Here is a 14,674-nt window from a genome sequence, read left to right as displayed (position 1 = left end):
CCCTTTTACATTTGTTAGTCGTGTAACTCAGTTCAGGCGTGTAACAGGTGCGCCTTCGAATTCACGATCACCTACGGAAACGACAAGGCGTCCGTTCGCGAGTGTTTTTACCAAAATCCCTTGGACTTGAACGTGTGTCCCCACGGTAATTGTACGAAGCATCAGAATCCCCCATTTGACGCGATTGGTATATTCGCCCAGCAGCTTCAGGCGGATATAAACAATATATCATAATCCTGCCACATTTGCCTAAATTTTGCCACAGTTAATCGACTCCAGGTCAATTCGCCTTCAAAGCCAGTCGCGAAGGATCGGAATTAGGGGTATATCAGCGGCAGGCATGGGGTAATCACGCAGCTCGTTGGCCCTTGCCCACTTAAGCGTTTGCCCCTCTCGCGGTTTTGGCGTTCCTTCCCATTTGCGGCACGCAAATAGAGGCATGATGAGGTGAAAATCATCATAGCTGTGGCTCGCGAAGGTCAGAGGCGCGAGGCAGGACTGCCAAGTATTGATACCCAGTTCCTCTTCAAGCTCACGAATCAAAGCGATTTCAGGTGTTTCACCTTGCTCGACTTTGCCGCCTGGAAATTCCCATAGGCCCGCCATGGATTTCCCTTCTGGGCGCTGAGCCAAAAGAACGCGACCGTCGACATCAATAAGCGCGACCGCACTGACAAGAACTGTTTTCACGACCGATAGTCCGCGTTGATAGTAATGTAGCCGTGGGTCAGATCGCAGGTCCAAACAGTACCGATACCACCACCAATTCCAAGATCGACGGAAATGAGGATATCTTGTTGCTTCATATGTTCAGCGCCAGCCTCCTCGGAATAGCCCGGTGAAACCCATCCATTCTCCGCCACAAGGACATCGCCGAACTTGATCGAAAGAAGGTCGCGATCCGCCTGCGCACCGGACTTACCGATTGCCATAACGACACGACCCCAGTTTGGATCCTCGCCAGCGATAGCTGTCTTTACGAGTGGGGAATTGGCGATCGAAAGGCCAACTTGGCGGGCTTCTGCGTCAGACGCGGCACCTGTAACTTTCACCTCAACGAATTTAGTTGCACCTTCGCCATCGCGAACAACTTGGTGCGCAAGATCCAACATCACACCGTGCAACGCCTGTGTGAAACCTGCGCTATCTGTAACGTCGACACCTGATGCTCCCGTCGCAGCCACCATAAGACTGTCAGAAGTGGAGGTGTCACTGTCGACAGTAATGCAGTTGAAAGTCTGATCCGTAAGCGCGCCTAGAAGGGCCTGCAGTGCGGGTTGTTCAATCTTCGCATCAGTGAAGATGTACACGAGCATCGTCGCCATATCCGGCGCGATCATTCCTGACCCCTTAGCGATCCCCGCGATCTTTACCGTTTTTCCGTCTATGAGAACCTCAGCGCTAGAACCCTTCGCAAAGGTGTCGGTCGTCATGATGGCGTTCGCTGCGTCTTCAATGCCGGAAGAACTTAGACTTGCGGCGAGTCCCGCAACATTTTCAGTAATCTTTTCGTGGGGAAGACGTTCACCGATCACGCCAGTCGAAGCGGTAAAAATGCGAGCCTTTGGAACTTCGGTCGATTCCGCAACTGTGTTACAAATTGCGTCAACTGACTTTTCGCCTGCGGAACCCGTAAACGCGTTGGAGTTTCCGGAGTTCACGAGAATAGCGGCACGATCAACGGAAGAACCACCAAGCTTGGCCTGACAATCCAACACTGGAGCTGAGCGTGTTGAGGAGCGTGTGAACACGCCCGCAATCGCGGTACCGGCGGCCAATTCGGCAAGCATAACATCCTTGCGGTCTTGGTATTTGACCCCCGTCGCACCAGACGCAAACCGAACGCCTTCAATCTCGGGCAATTGCGGGAACGAGTCAGGTGCGAGGGGGGAAATAGTCATTCTTAGTCCTCTAGGAGCTCAAGGTTCTGAATGAGCGAGAAATCAAACTGGCCTTCTTCGGGCAATGTGACCTCGGCAGCTTCAGTCAAACCAGTGATGAGCGTGTTTAGAGTTTCTTGTTGAATCTCGGACGCTAACTCGCTGCGCAGGTCTTCGACTGTTGGCAATTCAGTTTCGCGTGTTTCGTTCAACTGTACGACGTGCCAGCCAAACTGCGTTTGAACAGGCACGGAAACTTCGCCGACTTCCAGTGTCATAACGGCCGCTTCAAATTCTGGAACCATCATGCCAACACCGAACCAACCCAGTTCACCACCAGAAGGACCGGATGGGCCAGTGGAGCGTTCGACCGCAGTTTCAGCGAAGTCAGCGCCATCGTCGATCAATGTTTTGACTTCGTTTGCTTCTTCTTCGGTCTCAACCAAAATATGCGACGCGTTGAATTCTGAGTCGGGCTCTACTCCTTCAAAACGTGCATCATAAGCAGTTTGAATTTCTTCGTCGCTGACTGGCGCACTGGTGATCGAGTTTACGACTTCACCAGCCCGAAGAGAGCGGGTTTCATTGGCGAGGGCGATACCTACGCGCTTTGGCTCAACCTCAAGAGAGTCGGCGAGAAGCTGCTGATTTACCAACTGCTCAACCAAGCCGTTGAAGACCACATCATCTGGCAGCTGCTGATACTGTTCTGGCAGTTGTGACCGCAGCATGACGAGCTGGCCCAAAGTGATCTCTGACCCATTTACAGACGCCACGACCGTTTCAGCGGACATGCCCGCATGTGAATCTGCGTAAGCAAACGTAGTTGTGAAGGAGAAAAGTGCTGCAGAAGCCAGCAATTTGGTGCGAAATAGCATGTTAACAGTTCCTTGATGAGCCGCAGCTTGGCCGCGGCGTTGACACCTCAATGACGGCCCCTTACATCCCCATAAGGTCCTTTGGAGGCCGGTCTTGGCCCTGTTTCTATGGGGCGTGCGCGACAGGCACAACCAACCTCCTCACACATTGATGTTAGAGACGCCCAAAATGGCGCGCCCGGAGAGAATATGCTCGGTCTTGGAACGATTGCGAAGAAGATTTTTGGTACGCCGAACGACCGCTTAGTGAAGGCGACGCTTCCGCAGATTGAGAAGATCAACGCGCTAGAAGCTGAATGCGAGGCGCTAAGCGACGAGGGCATCAAAGCCAAAACAGAAGAACTGGCAAAACGCGCGATCGGTGGTGAAAGCCTTGATGCGCTGCTGCCGGAAGCATTTGCGAACTGTCGCGAAGCTGCGAAACGCGCGCTGGGCTTGAGGGCATTTGATACCCAGTTGATGGGCGGGATCTTCCTGCACCAAGGCAATATCTCCGAGATGAAGACAGGTGAAGGTAAGACACTTGTTGCGACGTTCCCTGCATATCTGAATGCTCTCACGGGTAAGGGTGTGCATGTTGTTACAGTGAACGACTACCTCGCCAAACGTGACGCCGAATGGATGAGCCAAGTGTTTACGTTCTTAGGGCTTACCACTGGTGTTATTTACCCACAGCAGCCAGAAGCCGAAAAGAATGCCGCGTATCGCTGCGATGTGACTTACGCAACGAACAACGAACTTGGGTTTGACTATCTGCGAGACAACATGAAGTCCGAGCTGTCCCAGATGAACCAGCGCGAGCACAACTTTGCGATCGTGGATGAGGTCGATTCCATCCTCGTTGATGAAGCCCGCACTCCGCTGATTATTTCTGGTCCAGCAGAAGATCGGTCCGAAATGTATGTGACCATCGACAAGCTGATCCCTGAAATTCAGGATGATCACTTCACGTTGGACGAAAAGACTCGCAACGTGAACTACACGGATGAGGGCAACGAATTCCTTGAAGAGCGTTTGGTGTCTGCCGGAATCCTACCTGAAGACCAATCGCTTTACGCGCCTGAAAGCACGTCGATTGTTCACCACGTCAACCAAGGCCTGCGTGCGCATAAACTGTTCACACGCGATAAAGACTACATCGTTCGTGATGACGAAGTTGTTTTGATCGACGAATTCACGGGCCGAATGATGACGGGCCGTCGTTTGTCTGAAGGTTTGCATCAGGCAATTGAGGCGAAAGAAGATTGCAAAATCATGCCTGAGAACGTCACGCTCGCGTCTGTGACATTCCAGAACTACTTCCGTCTGTACGAAAAGCTGGGCGGCATGACGGGTACGGCATTGACTGAGGCCGAAGAATTCAATGAAATCTACGGGCTCGGCGTCGTTGAAGTTCCAACAAACCGCCCCATCGCCCGGATCGACGAGCACGACCAAGTGTACCGCACCGCGAAAGAGAAGTTCGATGGTGTTGTAAAGGCGATCAAAGAAGCAAACGCCAAGGGCCAGCCGACATTGGTGGGTACGACATCCATCGAAAAGTCCGAATTTCTAAGCCAGCTTTTGGATGCCGAAGGTATTCCCCACAACGTTCTGAACGCGCGTCAGCACGAGCAGGAAGCGCAGATTGTTGCGGACGCAGGTAAACTGGGTGCCGTCACAATTGCGACCAACATGGCTGGCCGTGGTACGGATATTAAGCTTGGCGGGAACATCGAATTCAAAATCATGGAAGCGATTGCCGCGACACCAGATGATGTAAATGAAGAAGTGCGCGCGCAGATTGAAGAAGCGCACAAAGCGGATGAACAAGCGGTTAAAGACGCTGGTGGTTTGTTCGTGCTCGCAACGGAACGCCATGAAAGCCGTCGCATTGATAACCAACTTCGTGGGCGTTCTGGCCGTCAGGGTGATCCGGGTAAGTCGTCCTTCTTCCTGTCCTTGGAAGATGACCTGATGCGCATCTTCGGCTCTGAACGTTTGGACAAAGTACTGTCGTCGCTTGGCATGAAAGACGGCGAAGCGATCGTGCACCCTTGGGTGAACAAATCCCTTGAGCGCGCGCAAGCGAAGGTCGAGGGTCGTAACTTCGACATCCGTAAGCAGCTCTTGAAATTTGATGATGTGATGAACGATCAGCGTAAGGTAATCTTCAGTCAGCGTCGTGAGATTATGGAAGCAGAAGACATCTCTGAAATTGCTGCCGACATGCGAAGCCAAGTGATCGACGATCTTGTCGATACGCATATCCCTGCCAAAAGCTATGCGGATCAATGGGACACTGAAGGCCTTTATGCGCAAGTAATCGCGCAACTTGGCCTCGATGTTCCGGTGATCGAATGGGCAAACGAAGAGGGCGTCGATGACGACGATATTCGTGAGCGTCTTGAAGAAGCTGCAGATGAACACATGGCGGAGAAGACTGCCGCGTTCGGTCCAGAGGTTATGCGCAACATCGAAAAGCAAATTTTGCTGCAAACGATTGATGCGAAATGGCGCGAGCATCTGCTGACCTTAGAACACCTGCGTTCTGTCGTTGGCTTCCGTGGATACGCTCAACGTGATCCGCTGAACGAATACAAAACTGAATCGTTCCAGCTGTTCGAAGGGCTGCTCGATGGGTTGCGTGCTGACGTTACACAAAAGCTCGCTCAGATTCGCCCTATGACCAAAGAAGAGCAAGAAGCGATGGTTGCTCAGGCGATGGAACAACAGCGTCAGGCACAGGGTGGAGAAGCCCCTGCACCCGCACCGAAAGCGGCAGCGCTGCCCGGTTTTGACGAGGCAGACGAGTCCACTTGGGGCAACCCAGGACGTAATGATGCATGCCCATGTGGATCCGGCAAGAAGTTCAAACACTGCCACGGTCAGTTAAGCTAAAGGTCGAACATAAGGCCTAGATCTCGCCGTAATCCTGACGGAAAGAATCCCCATGACCGCCCAGCTAAGGTCATGGGAGTAAAGCAATCTGCATCCTGACCCATTGTGGGAAGGAGTGATCAGATGTCTAGAATCAGACAAATTGGTATGGCTGCCGGCACATTTAGTGTGGCGTTGGGAATCGGTTTTGTGATGCAAAACGGCGACGCATTGGCGAGTCGATTTGGAAACGAAGAGGCCGCTACACAGCCTGTGCCTTTTTCTGATCCCGTCGAACAGCAAGTCGCAATTTCGCCGGATGCCGCTATTGAATCGCCGCTGGTCGAAGATGACGCGGTTGCGTTCCCTGTTGCGCAGGGCGGTGTCCTGATGACTGAAACGCCTGGGATTTCAAAGCCGGTACCGACTGTATCTGCATCTGTCATTTTGCCAGAAACAGCAAAAGTTCCTTCCGCTCAGGAAGCGCCCGTACAACTGGCGGCGCTCGAAACGGAAGAAATTCCAGCTGTAGAGAATGACCTAACCGAGACGGTTGAAGTCGATTGCGTCCCAACGATGGACTCCGCTGCCGGATCAGTTGCGAGCGTTACGCTTTCAGTAAATGCTCCGTGCCATGTGTCTTCTGCGTTTACGATTCATCATCAAGGCATGATGTTTACTGCAATGACCGATGATACTGGCGAGGCTGAAATCACCGTGCCTGCATTGGCAGAAGTAGCCGTTATGATCGCAGCATTCGAAAATGGCGATGGCGCAGTTGCGACAACGACGGTCCCAGATTTCGCCGACTACGATCGGGCAGTGCTGCAATGGCAGGGCGATTCGTCGGTAATGCTGAGCGCCTATGAGGGCGACGCAGAATTTGGCGATGAAAGCCACATTTACGCAAGCAATCCAGGAGATGTCAGCCGAATTGAAGCAGGGACGGGTGGATACCTTGTTCGTCTCGGTGTGAAGACAATTGATAGCGCATTGATGGCCGAAATTTACACTTTCCCTACTGGTATGATGGCATCTGACTTCGAAGTCATGCTCGTCGCTGAGGCGGAGATCACGACCGGTAACTGTGGACAGGAACTCAATGCTCAGAGCTTGCAGTTTTCTCCTACAGGACAAACGTCTGCATTGGACCTGACGATGATAATGCCGGAATGTAACGCAGTTGGCGACTTTCTGATCTTGCAAAACATGTTTGAGGACCTAACAATCGCGTCTAAATGACGAGTACATGGTTCAAGAAGATACATCCATTTTTGAAATGTGCGGCGGTTTTCGTCGCACATTTTGTTTTCGTGGGAAGTTCTGCTGCGCAGGATGTTATTTACCGAAGCGAAAATGACGCTGTGACGGTGGCCGGCCGGTTTGTCGCATTTGATGGTGAAAACGTATCGGTTGCCTCTGATGCTGGCTTTGTCACTTTCCGGGCCGACGCGATGACATGCGATGGGGCGAGTTGCCCTGATTTAGAAAATTACGTTGCCAGTCTGCGACTAACCGGTGCTGCGCGTATGGGCGATTTACTTTTGCCCGCGTTGATTGACGCCTACGCGCGGGACAATGGGTGGAATGCGCGTGAAAGTGTTCAAGGTTTTCAACTTTCTGGCTCCGACGGGACAATTGCGCTTGAGATCTCCATTGAGATTGAACCCCAAGATCAAGCCTTCGCGAAATTCGCAAACCATGACGCAGATGCGCTTATGTCGATGCGCGAACTGCGAGACAGTGAACTGGGCATTGCAGCGGACGCTGGTCTTGGGCCACTTAACCTTGCTCGGCACGCTCGCATTCTAGCCTTAGATGCACTTGTGCCTGTTGTTCCCGCAAACTCGGATGTGCGGTCAATATCGATGGCAGATTTGACTGACGAGCTGTCAGGGTCAGGCGGGCAGTTCAATGTGCATTTGAAGGAAGATACTGACGGTCAGATTCAAGGGTTTGAAGATAGATTTATGCGCCCGTTTGGGTTGCAGTTGGGGGCGCCAGATTTTTCTCACGAGGATTTGGACACACTTCTTGACGCAGTTTCTAGCGGGGCCAACGAGCTGTCACTTGTTCCGTATGGTGCGACGCAGAACACTCAGCCCCTGACATTAAATGGGGCTTGTGGATTGTTATCAGAGGCTCGGTTTTTAACCATGAAGACTGAAGATTACCCACTGACGTTTCCAATGTTCATCTATTTGCCACAACGCAAGCAGCACCCACAGATTGTCGAATTTCTCGATTGGTTAAGGTCACCGTCTGCACAGTTGGTAATTCGTCGTGCAGGATTCGTGGATCTTGCCGCTGTGCCGATACCGTTGGCGGATCAAGGAGATCGACTCGCGAATGCAATTTCGAATGCGGGAACCGAAGTCCCGCTCACAGAATTGCAACGTATGATTCGTTTGTTGTCACCGCGTGTTCGCATGTCTAGCACCTTCCGATTTGAACCCGGGTCGACAAGGCTGGACGGTCAATCTCGCTCTAACGTGATGCAGTTGGCACAGGCTATTCGAGACGGCCGGTTCGGCGGGCAAGAGTTGATGTTGGTCGGGTTCAGCGACGGTCGTGGGCCTGCTACGGCGAACCGCGATCTTTCATCTGCGCGGGCCGAAGCTGTCATGCGTGATCTAAATCGCGCGTTGGGCGGGTCGTTTCCGTCAAATGTCCAAGTTGAAACTGAGGCGTTCGGAGAAGCCCTGCCAATGGCTTGCGATGATACGATTTGGGGTCAACAGACCAATCGTCGCGTAGAGCTTTGGGTGCGTGGCGCGCCCTAGATTAGCCCTTGTGACTTAAAGCTAAGCTCACGGGAACGTCCGATAATCAAATGGTCATGGAGAGAGATACTGAGCGCCCCGGCCGCGTCTGAAATCTGTCTTGTCATGGCGATGTCTTCATTTGATGGGGTCGGATCACCTGACGGGTGATTGTGAACAAGAATCAACGCGGATGCATTGAGTTCGAGTGCACGTTTAACGACTTCGCGTGGATAGACGGGGACATGGTCAACAGTACCAGCACCCTGCGCTTCGTCCGCGATCAGGACGTTTTTGCGATCGAGAAAGAGCACACGAAACTGTTCGGTGTCCCGATGTGCCATGACTGTGTGGCAGTAGTCGAGAACCGCGTCCCACGAGCTTATCACATGCCGTTGCATAACCTTTGCACGGGCCATTCGATGGGTCACAGTTTCCATGACCTTGAGCTCAAGAGCGACAGCAGGACCAACCCCATGCACCCTTTCAAGCCGAGCGATCGGGGCAGAGAGAACGCCGTTTAGGTCACCAAAAGTTTCGATCAAAAGACGAGCGAGTGGTTTGACATCTTGCCTTGGGATCGCGCGAAACAATGTGAGTTCAAGAATTTCATAGTCCGGCATCGCTGCAGCGCCGCCGGTTAAAAAACGATGACGGAGGCGTTTACGATGATCAGCTAGATAGGAAGGATGCCTGCCACTTTTGGATGTGGAAACGGCCGGAACGATCTCGACTTCATCTCGATCAATTGTGACCGGCGATGCTTGGCCAAGAGGTAAAAGCGGGGCTTCGGCGAAGGCGGAGGCATGTTTCATCCTCCGACTTTGCCGTGATTCTAATTACCGCATGGTTAACGGCTTAACCCTTCATCGATTCCCAGAAAGATTTGACCGATTTGAAGAACGTTGACGTTTGCGGGTTGTTGTCGCTCGCCAGTTCGTCAAATTCGCGCAGCAGTTCTTTCTGCTTAGTGGTCAGGTTAACAGGGGTTTCAACCGCCATTTCGATGAACATATCACCAGGGCCGCCGCCACGAAGGGCGGGCATGCCCTTGGCACGTAAACGCATCTGACGACCTGACTGTGAGCCCGCTGGAATTTTTACACGCGAACGACCACCATCGATGGTCGGCACTTCAATATCACCACCAAGCGCAGCTTTCGCCATTGAGACAGGCACCCGACAGAACAGGTGGTTTGCTTCACGTTCAAACAGATCGTGATCACGTACTTCAATGAAGATGTAGAGATCACCTGTTGGACCGCCACGCATACCCGCTTCGCCTTCGCCAGCGAGACGAATGCGCGTTCCGGTTTCGACACCCGCTGGGATGTTGACGGAAAGTGATTTCTCTTTCTCAACGCGTCCTTGGCCATGGCATTCATGGCAAGGGTTTTTGATCGTCTGGCCCATGCCATTACAAGTCGGGCACGTGCGTTCGACAGTGAAGAAGCCTTGCTGTGCGCGGACTTTGCCCATGCCGGAACATGTCGGGCAGGTTTGAGGTTCTGAACCGCCTTCGGCGCCAGTTCCGTTACAGGAACCACAGCTAGATGCGGTTGGCACTGTGATGGTCTTTTGCAGGCCGGCGAACGCTTCTTCCAATGTGACGCGCAAGTTATAGCGCAAATCATTGCCGCGAGCGGCGCGGGATTGCCCACCACCGCCACGTCCACCACCCATGTTTCCAAACAGGTCATCAAAAATATCAGAGAATGCAGAGCCAAAATCACCTTGGCCGCCCATACCACCGGGCCGCCCACCGCCGCCCATGCCGCCTTCGAACGCAGCGTGACCGTAGCGATCGTAGGCTGCTTTTTTCTCAGCGTCCTTCAGGACTTCATAAGCCTCGCCAGCTTCTTTGAACTGGCTTTCCGCATCTGGGTTGTCGGTGTTGCGGTCTGGGTGAAGTTCTTTCGCCTTTTGGCGATAGCCCTTCTTAATCTCATCGGCGCTCGCGCCTTTTGAGATGCCTAGAACGTCATAATAGTCGCGTTTTGCCATGACAGAATTTCCCCCTTGGGAAGCAGAGGACCGGCCCGATTAGGACCGGTCCTGCAAAGTTCACCAGAGTTTATCCGCGCTGGTCGTCGTCGAGGTCTTCGAAGTCTGCGTCGACGATATCTTCGTCGGCCGCAGCTGCTTCAGGCTCGGCTTCGCCAGCTTCTTCCTGAGCAGACTTATAGATCGCCTCACCCAGTTTCATCGCAGATTCAGTAACGTTCTGGATACCGGACTTGATCTTGCCAGCGTCTTCACCTTCCAAATCGTCCTTGAGCGCAGCAATTGCCAGCTCAATGGCTTCGATTGTGGTTGGGTCAACTTTGTCGGCATGCTCTTCCATGGACTTCTCAGTCGAGTGGACCAGGCTTTCCGCTTGGTTTTTGGCTTCGACCAGTTCCTTACGGTCTTTATCCGCTTCAGCGTTGTCTTCCGCGTCGCGAACCATTTGTTCGATGTCTTCATCGGACAGACCACCAGAAGCTTGGATCGTGATCTTCTGCTCTTTGCCGGTGCCCTTATCGGATGCCGCAACAGATACGATGCCGTTGGCGTCGATATCAAATGTCACTTCGATCTGTGGCATGCCACGTGGTGCTGGTGGGATGCTCTCGAGGTTGAACTGACCGAGCATCTTGTTGTCGGCAGCCATCTCGCGTTCACCTTGGAACACACGGATCGTCACAGCATTTTGGTTGTCTTCGGCAGTAGAGAACACCTGAGACTTCTTTGTTGGGATCGTCGTGTTACGGTCGATCAAGCGTGTGAACACGCCGCCGAGTGTTTCGATGCCCAAGGACAGCGGTGTCACGTCGAGAAGAACAACGTCTTTAACGTCACCTTGAAGAACACCAGCCTGAATAGCAGCACCCATCGCAACAACCTCATCAGGGTTCACACCCTTATGTGGTTCCTTACCGAAGAACTTCGTTACTTCTTCGATGACCTTTGGCATGCGTGTCATACCACCAACCAGAACAACTTCGTCGATGTCGTTTGTTGTCAGGCCTGCATCTTTCAACGCAGCAGCACATGGTTTCATGGAAGACTTGATCAGATCACCAACAAGGGATTCCAACTTCGCACGGGTCAGTTTCATGACCATGTGCAATGGGGAACCGTCTGGACCCATGGAAATAAATGGCTGGTTGATTTCAGTCTGGGATGCAGAGGAAAGTTCGATCTTCGCCTTTTCCGCAGCTTCCTTCAGGCGCTGAAGCGCCATCTTGTCTTTCTTGAGGTCAACGCCGTTAGACTTTTTGAACTCTTCGGCAAGGTAATTGACGATGCGCATGTCAAAGTCTTCACCACCAAGGAACGTGTCACCGTTGGTTGATTTTACTTCGAACAAGCCGTCGTCGATTTCGAGGATCGTTACATCGAATGTACCACCACCAAGGTCATAAACCGCGATTGTCTGTGTTTCTTTTTTGTCGAGGCCGTACGCCAAAGCAGCCGCTGTCGGCTCGTTGATGATGCGCAGCACTTCGAGGCCAGCAATCTTACCGGCGTCTTTAGTCGCCTGACGCTGGGCGTCGTTGAAGTAAGCAGGAACCGTGATGACGGCCTGGGTTACTTCTTCGCTAAGGTAAGACTCAGCAGTTTCTTTCATTTTTTGTAGGATCACAGCAGAGATCTGCGCAGGGGAGTACTTCTCACCCTTGGCTTCGACCCATGCGTCACCGTTGCCGCCATCAATGACGTTAAACGGAAGGTTCTTTTTGTCTTTGGCAAGGTGCTTGTCGTCGTTGCGACGACCAACGAGGCGCTTGATGCCGAAGATTGTGTTTTCTGGGTTCGTAACAGCCTGACGTTTCGCCGGCTGACCGACGAGGCGTTCGTCGTCGGTGAATGCTACGATAGATGGAGTAGTACGCGCGCCTTCGGCGTTTTCGATAACGCGTGGCTGCGAGCCGTCCATGATTGCGACACAGGAGTTTGTAGTCCCGAGGTCAATACCAATTACTTTTGCCATGTTTCAAATCCCTTTCAGGCGATTGGAGCGATGCAGGCCCGTTTTGGCACCGGCATCTATGGTTGTAGGTTGAATGGGGAGGCCCATTCGGATCGCAGTGTATATAGGTGTGGCAAATACAGCCTGCAAGCTATGTAACACTGGGTAATGCGCAAAAATGGTGAACAGATGAATAATTCTCGTCCAACTGCGGTTTTAAGGGGTGTTCAGGTCTGGCAGGGGCTGCTTGATCGCCCTGCACAAGAGAAAATTTTGCAAGATATTCGCGCGATTGTCGTCGCCGCGCCGCTGTTTTCGCCCATGACGCCCTATGGCAAGCCAATGTCTGTGCAAATGACGAGCGCCGGGCGGTTTGGTTGGGTGTCGGATCGTTCCGGATACCGATACTCTGAGACCCACCCAAACGGGAAGGTATGGCCAGCTATTCCGTCGTCCGTCCTTAATATTTGGGAGAAGGTTTCAGGTTCGGATCGGGTGCCAGAATGTTGCTTGATAAACCTTTATCGAGACGCGGCAAGAATGGGGATGCATCAGGACCGTGACGAGGCGGAGTTTCGTGAACCTGTCGTTTCAGTATCTTTGGGCGACGAGGGGCTATTCCGGGTCGGCAATCTTACCCGCGGGGGCAAAACGGAATCTATTTGGCTTAACTCCGGAGATGTTGTGGTCATGGGTGGCGATGCGCGTCTTGTGTATCACGGGATTGATAAAACCCGCGCTGGGTCATCGTCGTTGCTGAACGGTGGTGGAAGGATAAATTTGACCTTGCGCGTCGTGACTTAGAGTTCGCCCTAAGGCAGGAGGACAATGTGCAATGCTATTCAGTTTGGAAGGTGCAGCAGCCCTGATGTACGTAGTTTCCCTCATCTGTTTGCATATGCAATAGGGCGGAAATCCCGAAAGCCCGATCACTCATGCCGTCAGAGCAAGTGTTCGCTCTGGCAACGAGGGTGTGGGTAAGCGGGGCCCCTTCTTCGCTGAGAAGGAAAGTAAATCCATTTGTGGCAGATGAACTTCTTTGTACCGTCATTGGACGGGATAGGTTTTCAGGCGTCGCGTAGTTTGCGTTGCTTTGCTCAACGGTGATGTTCCAAAAAGGCTCAGCGCCATAACACGCCAATGGCAAACGAATTTCGTTTTCCGCTAGCGGGACCACTGTAAGAAAGCGCATCGATGCCCAGCCCGATATTTCCCCTAGGCCAATTAGACCCCAATTTCCTTGCACCCTGATCACTTCGACGCGATTTGAATTGCTGATCACTTCGACAATGCCGGTGTTGAGGCTTGGACCCTCCCGTACGTTCAGAAAGTCGCCACTCGGGACACCTTCGACTTCATAAAGCGAAGGCAATGTTTGTGCGTCTAGCGCAAAGCCGTACAGCGCGAAAAAAATGACGCCTATTAAAAAGATCAACGTGCAGCCTCCCAGCTGACGGATGCGTGTTTACGGGTGAAAAACTCAAGCATCAATCCAACCATAATCAAGATAATCGCGACTTGTAGAGGGTAGCTGATGGAGCTGTAATGAGGGTTGTAATTGAGAAAAACAAAGCCGCGAGCCTGATCAATGCAATGAAACAGCGGGTTCCAATCGAACATTGCAAGCAATGTACTAGGGAGCGAATTGGCCACAAACATCTTGCCTGAAGCGATCATGTTCGCACGTGAATAAATCGACGATGCTATCTGTACGAAACCTGGGAACCAAGGTTTCAATGCTAGAAAGACGACACCAACGGCTGCGCCAGTGAACCAAGCCAGAATAATCATCCCCGTCGCGCTAACAGGATCAAGGATTGTGATCGGGCCAAACATCACGTGGTACAAGTACAACACGACGGCCATCGAAAGAAACTGAGTATAAAGCGCCGCCAACGCCGAAGACACGATCGCAACGATTGTGTTCATCGGTGCATGCTTCATCATCGCAGACGCCGGGCCTTCGGCTCCAAGAACAGCGCCCATCGCCTTATTGTGTGTCATGAACAGGAAAATCCCGGACATTATGTACAACAAGAAATCGCCACGGATTGCGGTGCCCTTTAGCCCTAGGACAGAGAACATGAAGTAGAAAACGCCGACAAAAATCACGGTCTGAAGCATGTTCATTAACAGACCGATCAGCGCATTACGGTGTTCCTTACGGACATCGCGCACGATGGAATGATAGATCAGCTCCAGCATTGAAAATGCGGAGCGCGAGCGGCTCAAGTTGCGTCTTGCTTCGAACATTTTGTGCCTGCCAGTTGTCGCTTACGCGGTTGAGTGCCGTTATTGGCACGAAAATCTTGCCGATCCCTTAGCACGGTAGCATAAAGG

13 protein-coding genes are annotated in these 14,674 nt (G+C 52.4%); 4 read left to right on the top strand and 9 right to left on the bottom strand.

Annotation, left to right across the window (positions count from 1 at the left end; translation table 11 throughout):
- Positions 1–27 precede the first annotated feature (27 nt).
- The 4 genes from OSB_RS16940 to OSB_RS15540 form a co-directional block, all read right to left on the bottom strand.
- The gene (locus OSB_RS16940) at positions 28–162 is read right to left on the bottom strand and encodes a hypothetical protein (RefSeq protein ID WP_268794160.1); all 135 of its coding nucleotides are present in this window, start codon (positions 160–162) and stop codon (positions 28–30) included.
- A gap of 129 nt (positions 163–291) precedes the next feature.
- Positions 292–690 (bottom strand): (deoxy)nucleoside triphosphate pyrophosphohydrolase, encoded by a 399-nt coding sequence (locus tag OSB_RS15550; RefSeq protein ID WP_049835845.1) that lies wholly within the window; start codon positions 688–690, stop codon positions 292–294.
- The gene (argJ, locus tag OSB_RS15545) at positions 687–1,901 is read right to left on the bottom strand and encodes a bifunctional glutamate N-acetyltransferase/amino-acid acetyltransferase ArgJ (RefSeq protein ID WP_049835844.1); all 1,215 of its coding nucleotides are present in this window, start codon (positions 1,899–1,901) and stop codon (positions 687–689) included. The genes OSB_RS15550 and argJ overlap by 4 nt, the downstream gene beginning before the upstream one ends.
- 2 nt (positions 1,902–1,903) lie before the next feature.
- On the bottom strand, positions 1,904–2,758 hold the full coding sequence (locus tag OSB_RS15540) for a peptidylprolyl isomerase (RefSeq protein ID WP_049835843.1): 855 nt from the start codon (positions 2,756–2,758) through the stop codon (positions 1,904–1,906).
- A 189-nt stretch (positions 2,759–2,947) separates the two neighbouring features.
- On the opposite strand from OSB_RS15540, the gene secA reads away from it, so the two are divergent.
- The 3 genes from secA to OSB_RS15525 all read left to right on the top strand — a co-directional run bounded on the left by secA (position 2,948) and on the right by OSB_RS15525 (position 8,400).
- Positions 2,948–5,638, top strand: a complete 2,691-nt coding sequence (gene secA, locus OSB_RS15535; protein ID WP_049835842.1) for a preprotein translocase subunit SecA — start codon at positions 2,948–2,950, stop codon at positions 5,636–5,638.
- A 123-nt stretch (positions 5,639–5,761) separates the two neighbouring features.
- Entirely contained in the window at positions 5,762–6,859 is a 1,098-nt protein-coding gene (locus tag OSB_RS15530; RefSeq protein WP_074202282.1) for a hypothetical protein, read from the top strand.
- Positions 6,856–8,400, top strand: coding sequence for a phosphate ABC transporter substrate-binding/OmpA family protein (locus OSB_RS15525; RefSeq protein WP_049835840.1), 1,545 nt, complete (start codon positions 6,856–6,858; stop codon positions 8,398–8,400). The genes OSB_RS15530 and OSB_RS15525 overlap by 4 nt, the downstream gene beginning before the upstream one ends.
- Here OSB_RS15525 and radC read toward each other — a convergent pair.
- The 3 genes from radC to dnaK all read right to left on the bottom strand — a co-directional run bounded on the left by radC (position 8,397) and on the right by dnaK (position 12,355).
- Positions 8,397–9,194: a RadC family protein gene (gene radC, locus OSB_RS15520; RefSeq protein ID WP_143831334.1), complete on the bottom strand. Its 798-nt coding sequence runs from the start codon at positions 9,192–9,194 to the stop codon at positions 8,397–8,399. The two genes, OSB_RS15525 and radC, sit on opposite strands and share 4 nt — an antisense overlap.
- A gap of 43 nt (positions 9,195–9,237) precedes the next feature.
- A complete protein-coding gene (gene dnaJ, locus OSB_RS15515; protein WP_049835839.1) occupies positions 9,238–10,383 on the bottom strand; it encodes a molecular chaperone DnaJ in 1,146 nt (381 codons plus the stop codon).
- Positions 10,384–10,453: 70 nt separating this feature from the next.
- Entirely contained in the window at positions 10,454–12,355 is a 1,902-nt protein-coding gene (dnaK, locus tag OSB_RS15510; protein ID WP_049835838.1) for a molecular chaperone DnaK, read from the bottom strand.
- 168 nt (positions 12,356–12,523) lie between these two features.
- Here dnaK and OSB_RS15505 point away from each other — a divergent pair, with 168 nt between their 5' ends.
- A complete protein-coding gene (locus OSB_RS15505; RefSeq protein WP_049836211.1) occupies positions 12,524–13,138 on the top strand; it encodes an alpha-ketoglutarate-dependent dioxygenase AlkB family protein in 615 nt (204 codons plus the stop codon).
- 34 nt (positions 13,139–13,172) lie between these two features.
- On the opposite strand, the gene OSB_RS15500 is transcribed toward OSB_RS15505, so the two are convergent.
- Positions 13,173–13,769 (bottom strand): SH3 domain-containing protein, encoded by a 597-nt coding sequence (locus OSB_RS15500; protein ID WP_049835837.1) that lies wholly within the window; start codon positions 13,767–13,769, stop codon positions 13,173–13,175.
- Positions 13,766–14,587 carry an ABC transporter permease gene (locus tag OSB_RS15495; protein ID WP_049835836.1) on the bottom strand — a complete coding sequence of 274 codons (822 nt, stop codon included), beginning with the start codon at positions 14,585–14,587 and terminating at the stop codon, positions 13,766–13,768. Before OSB_RS15495 ends, OSB_RS15500 begins: the two co-directional genes overlap by 4 nt.
- Positions 14,588–14,674: the final 87 nt, after the last annotated feature.

Origin of the sequence: Octadecabacter temperatus (assembly GCF_001187845.1) — a bacterium.
GTDB lineage: Bacteria > Pseudomonadota > Alphaproteobacteria > Rhodobacterales > Rhodobacteraceae > Octadecabacter > Octadecabacter temperatus.
This window is presented reverse-complemented; position numbering and strand designations above follow the sequence as displayed.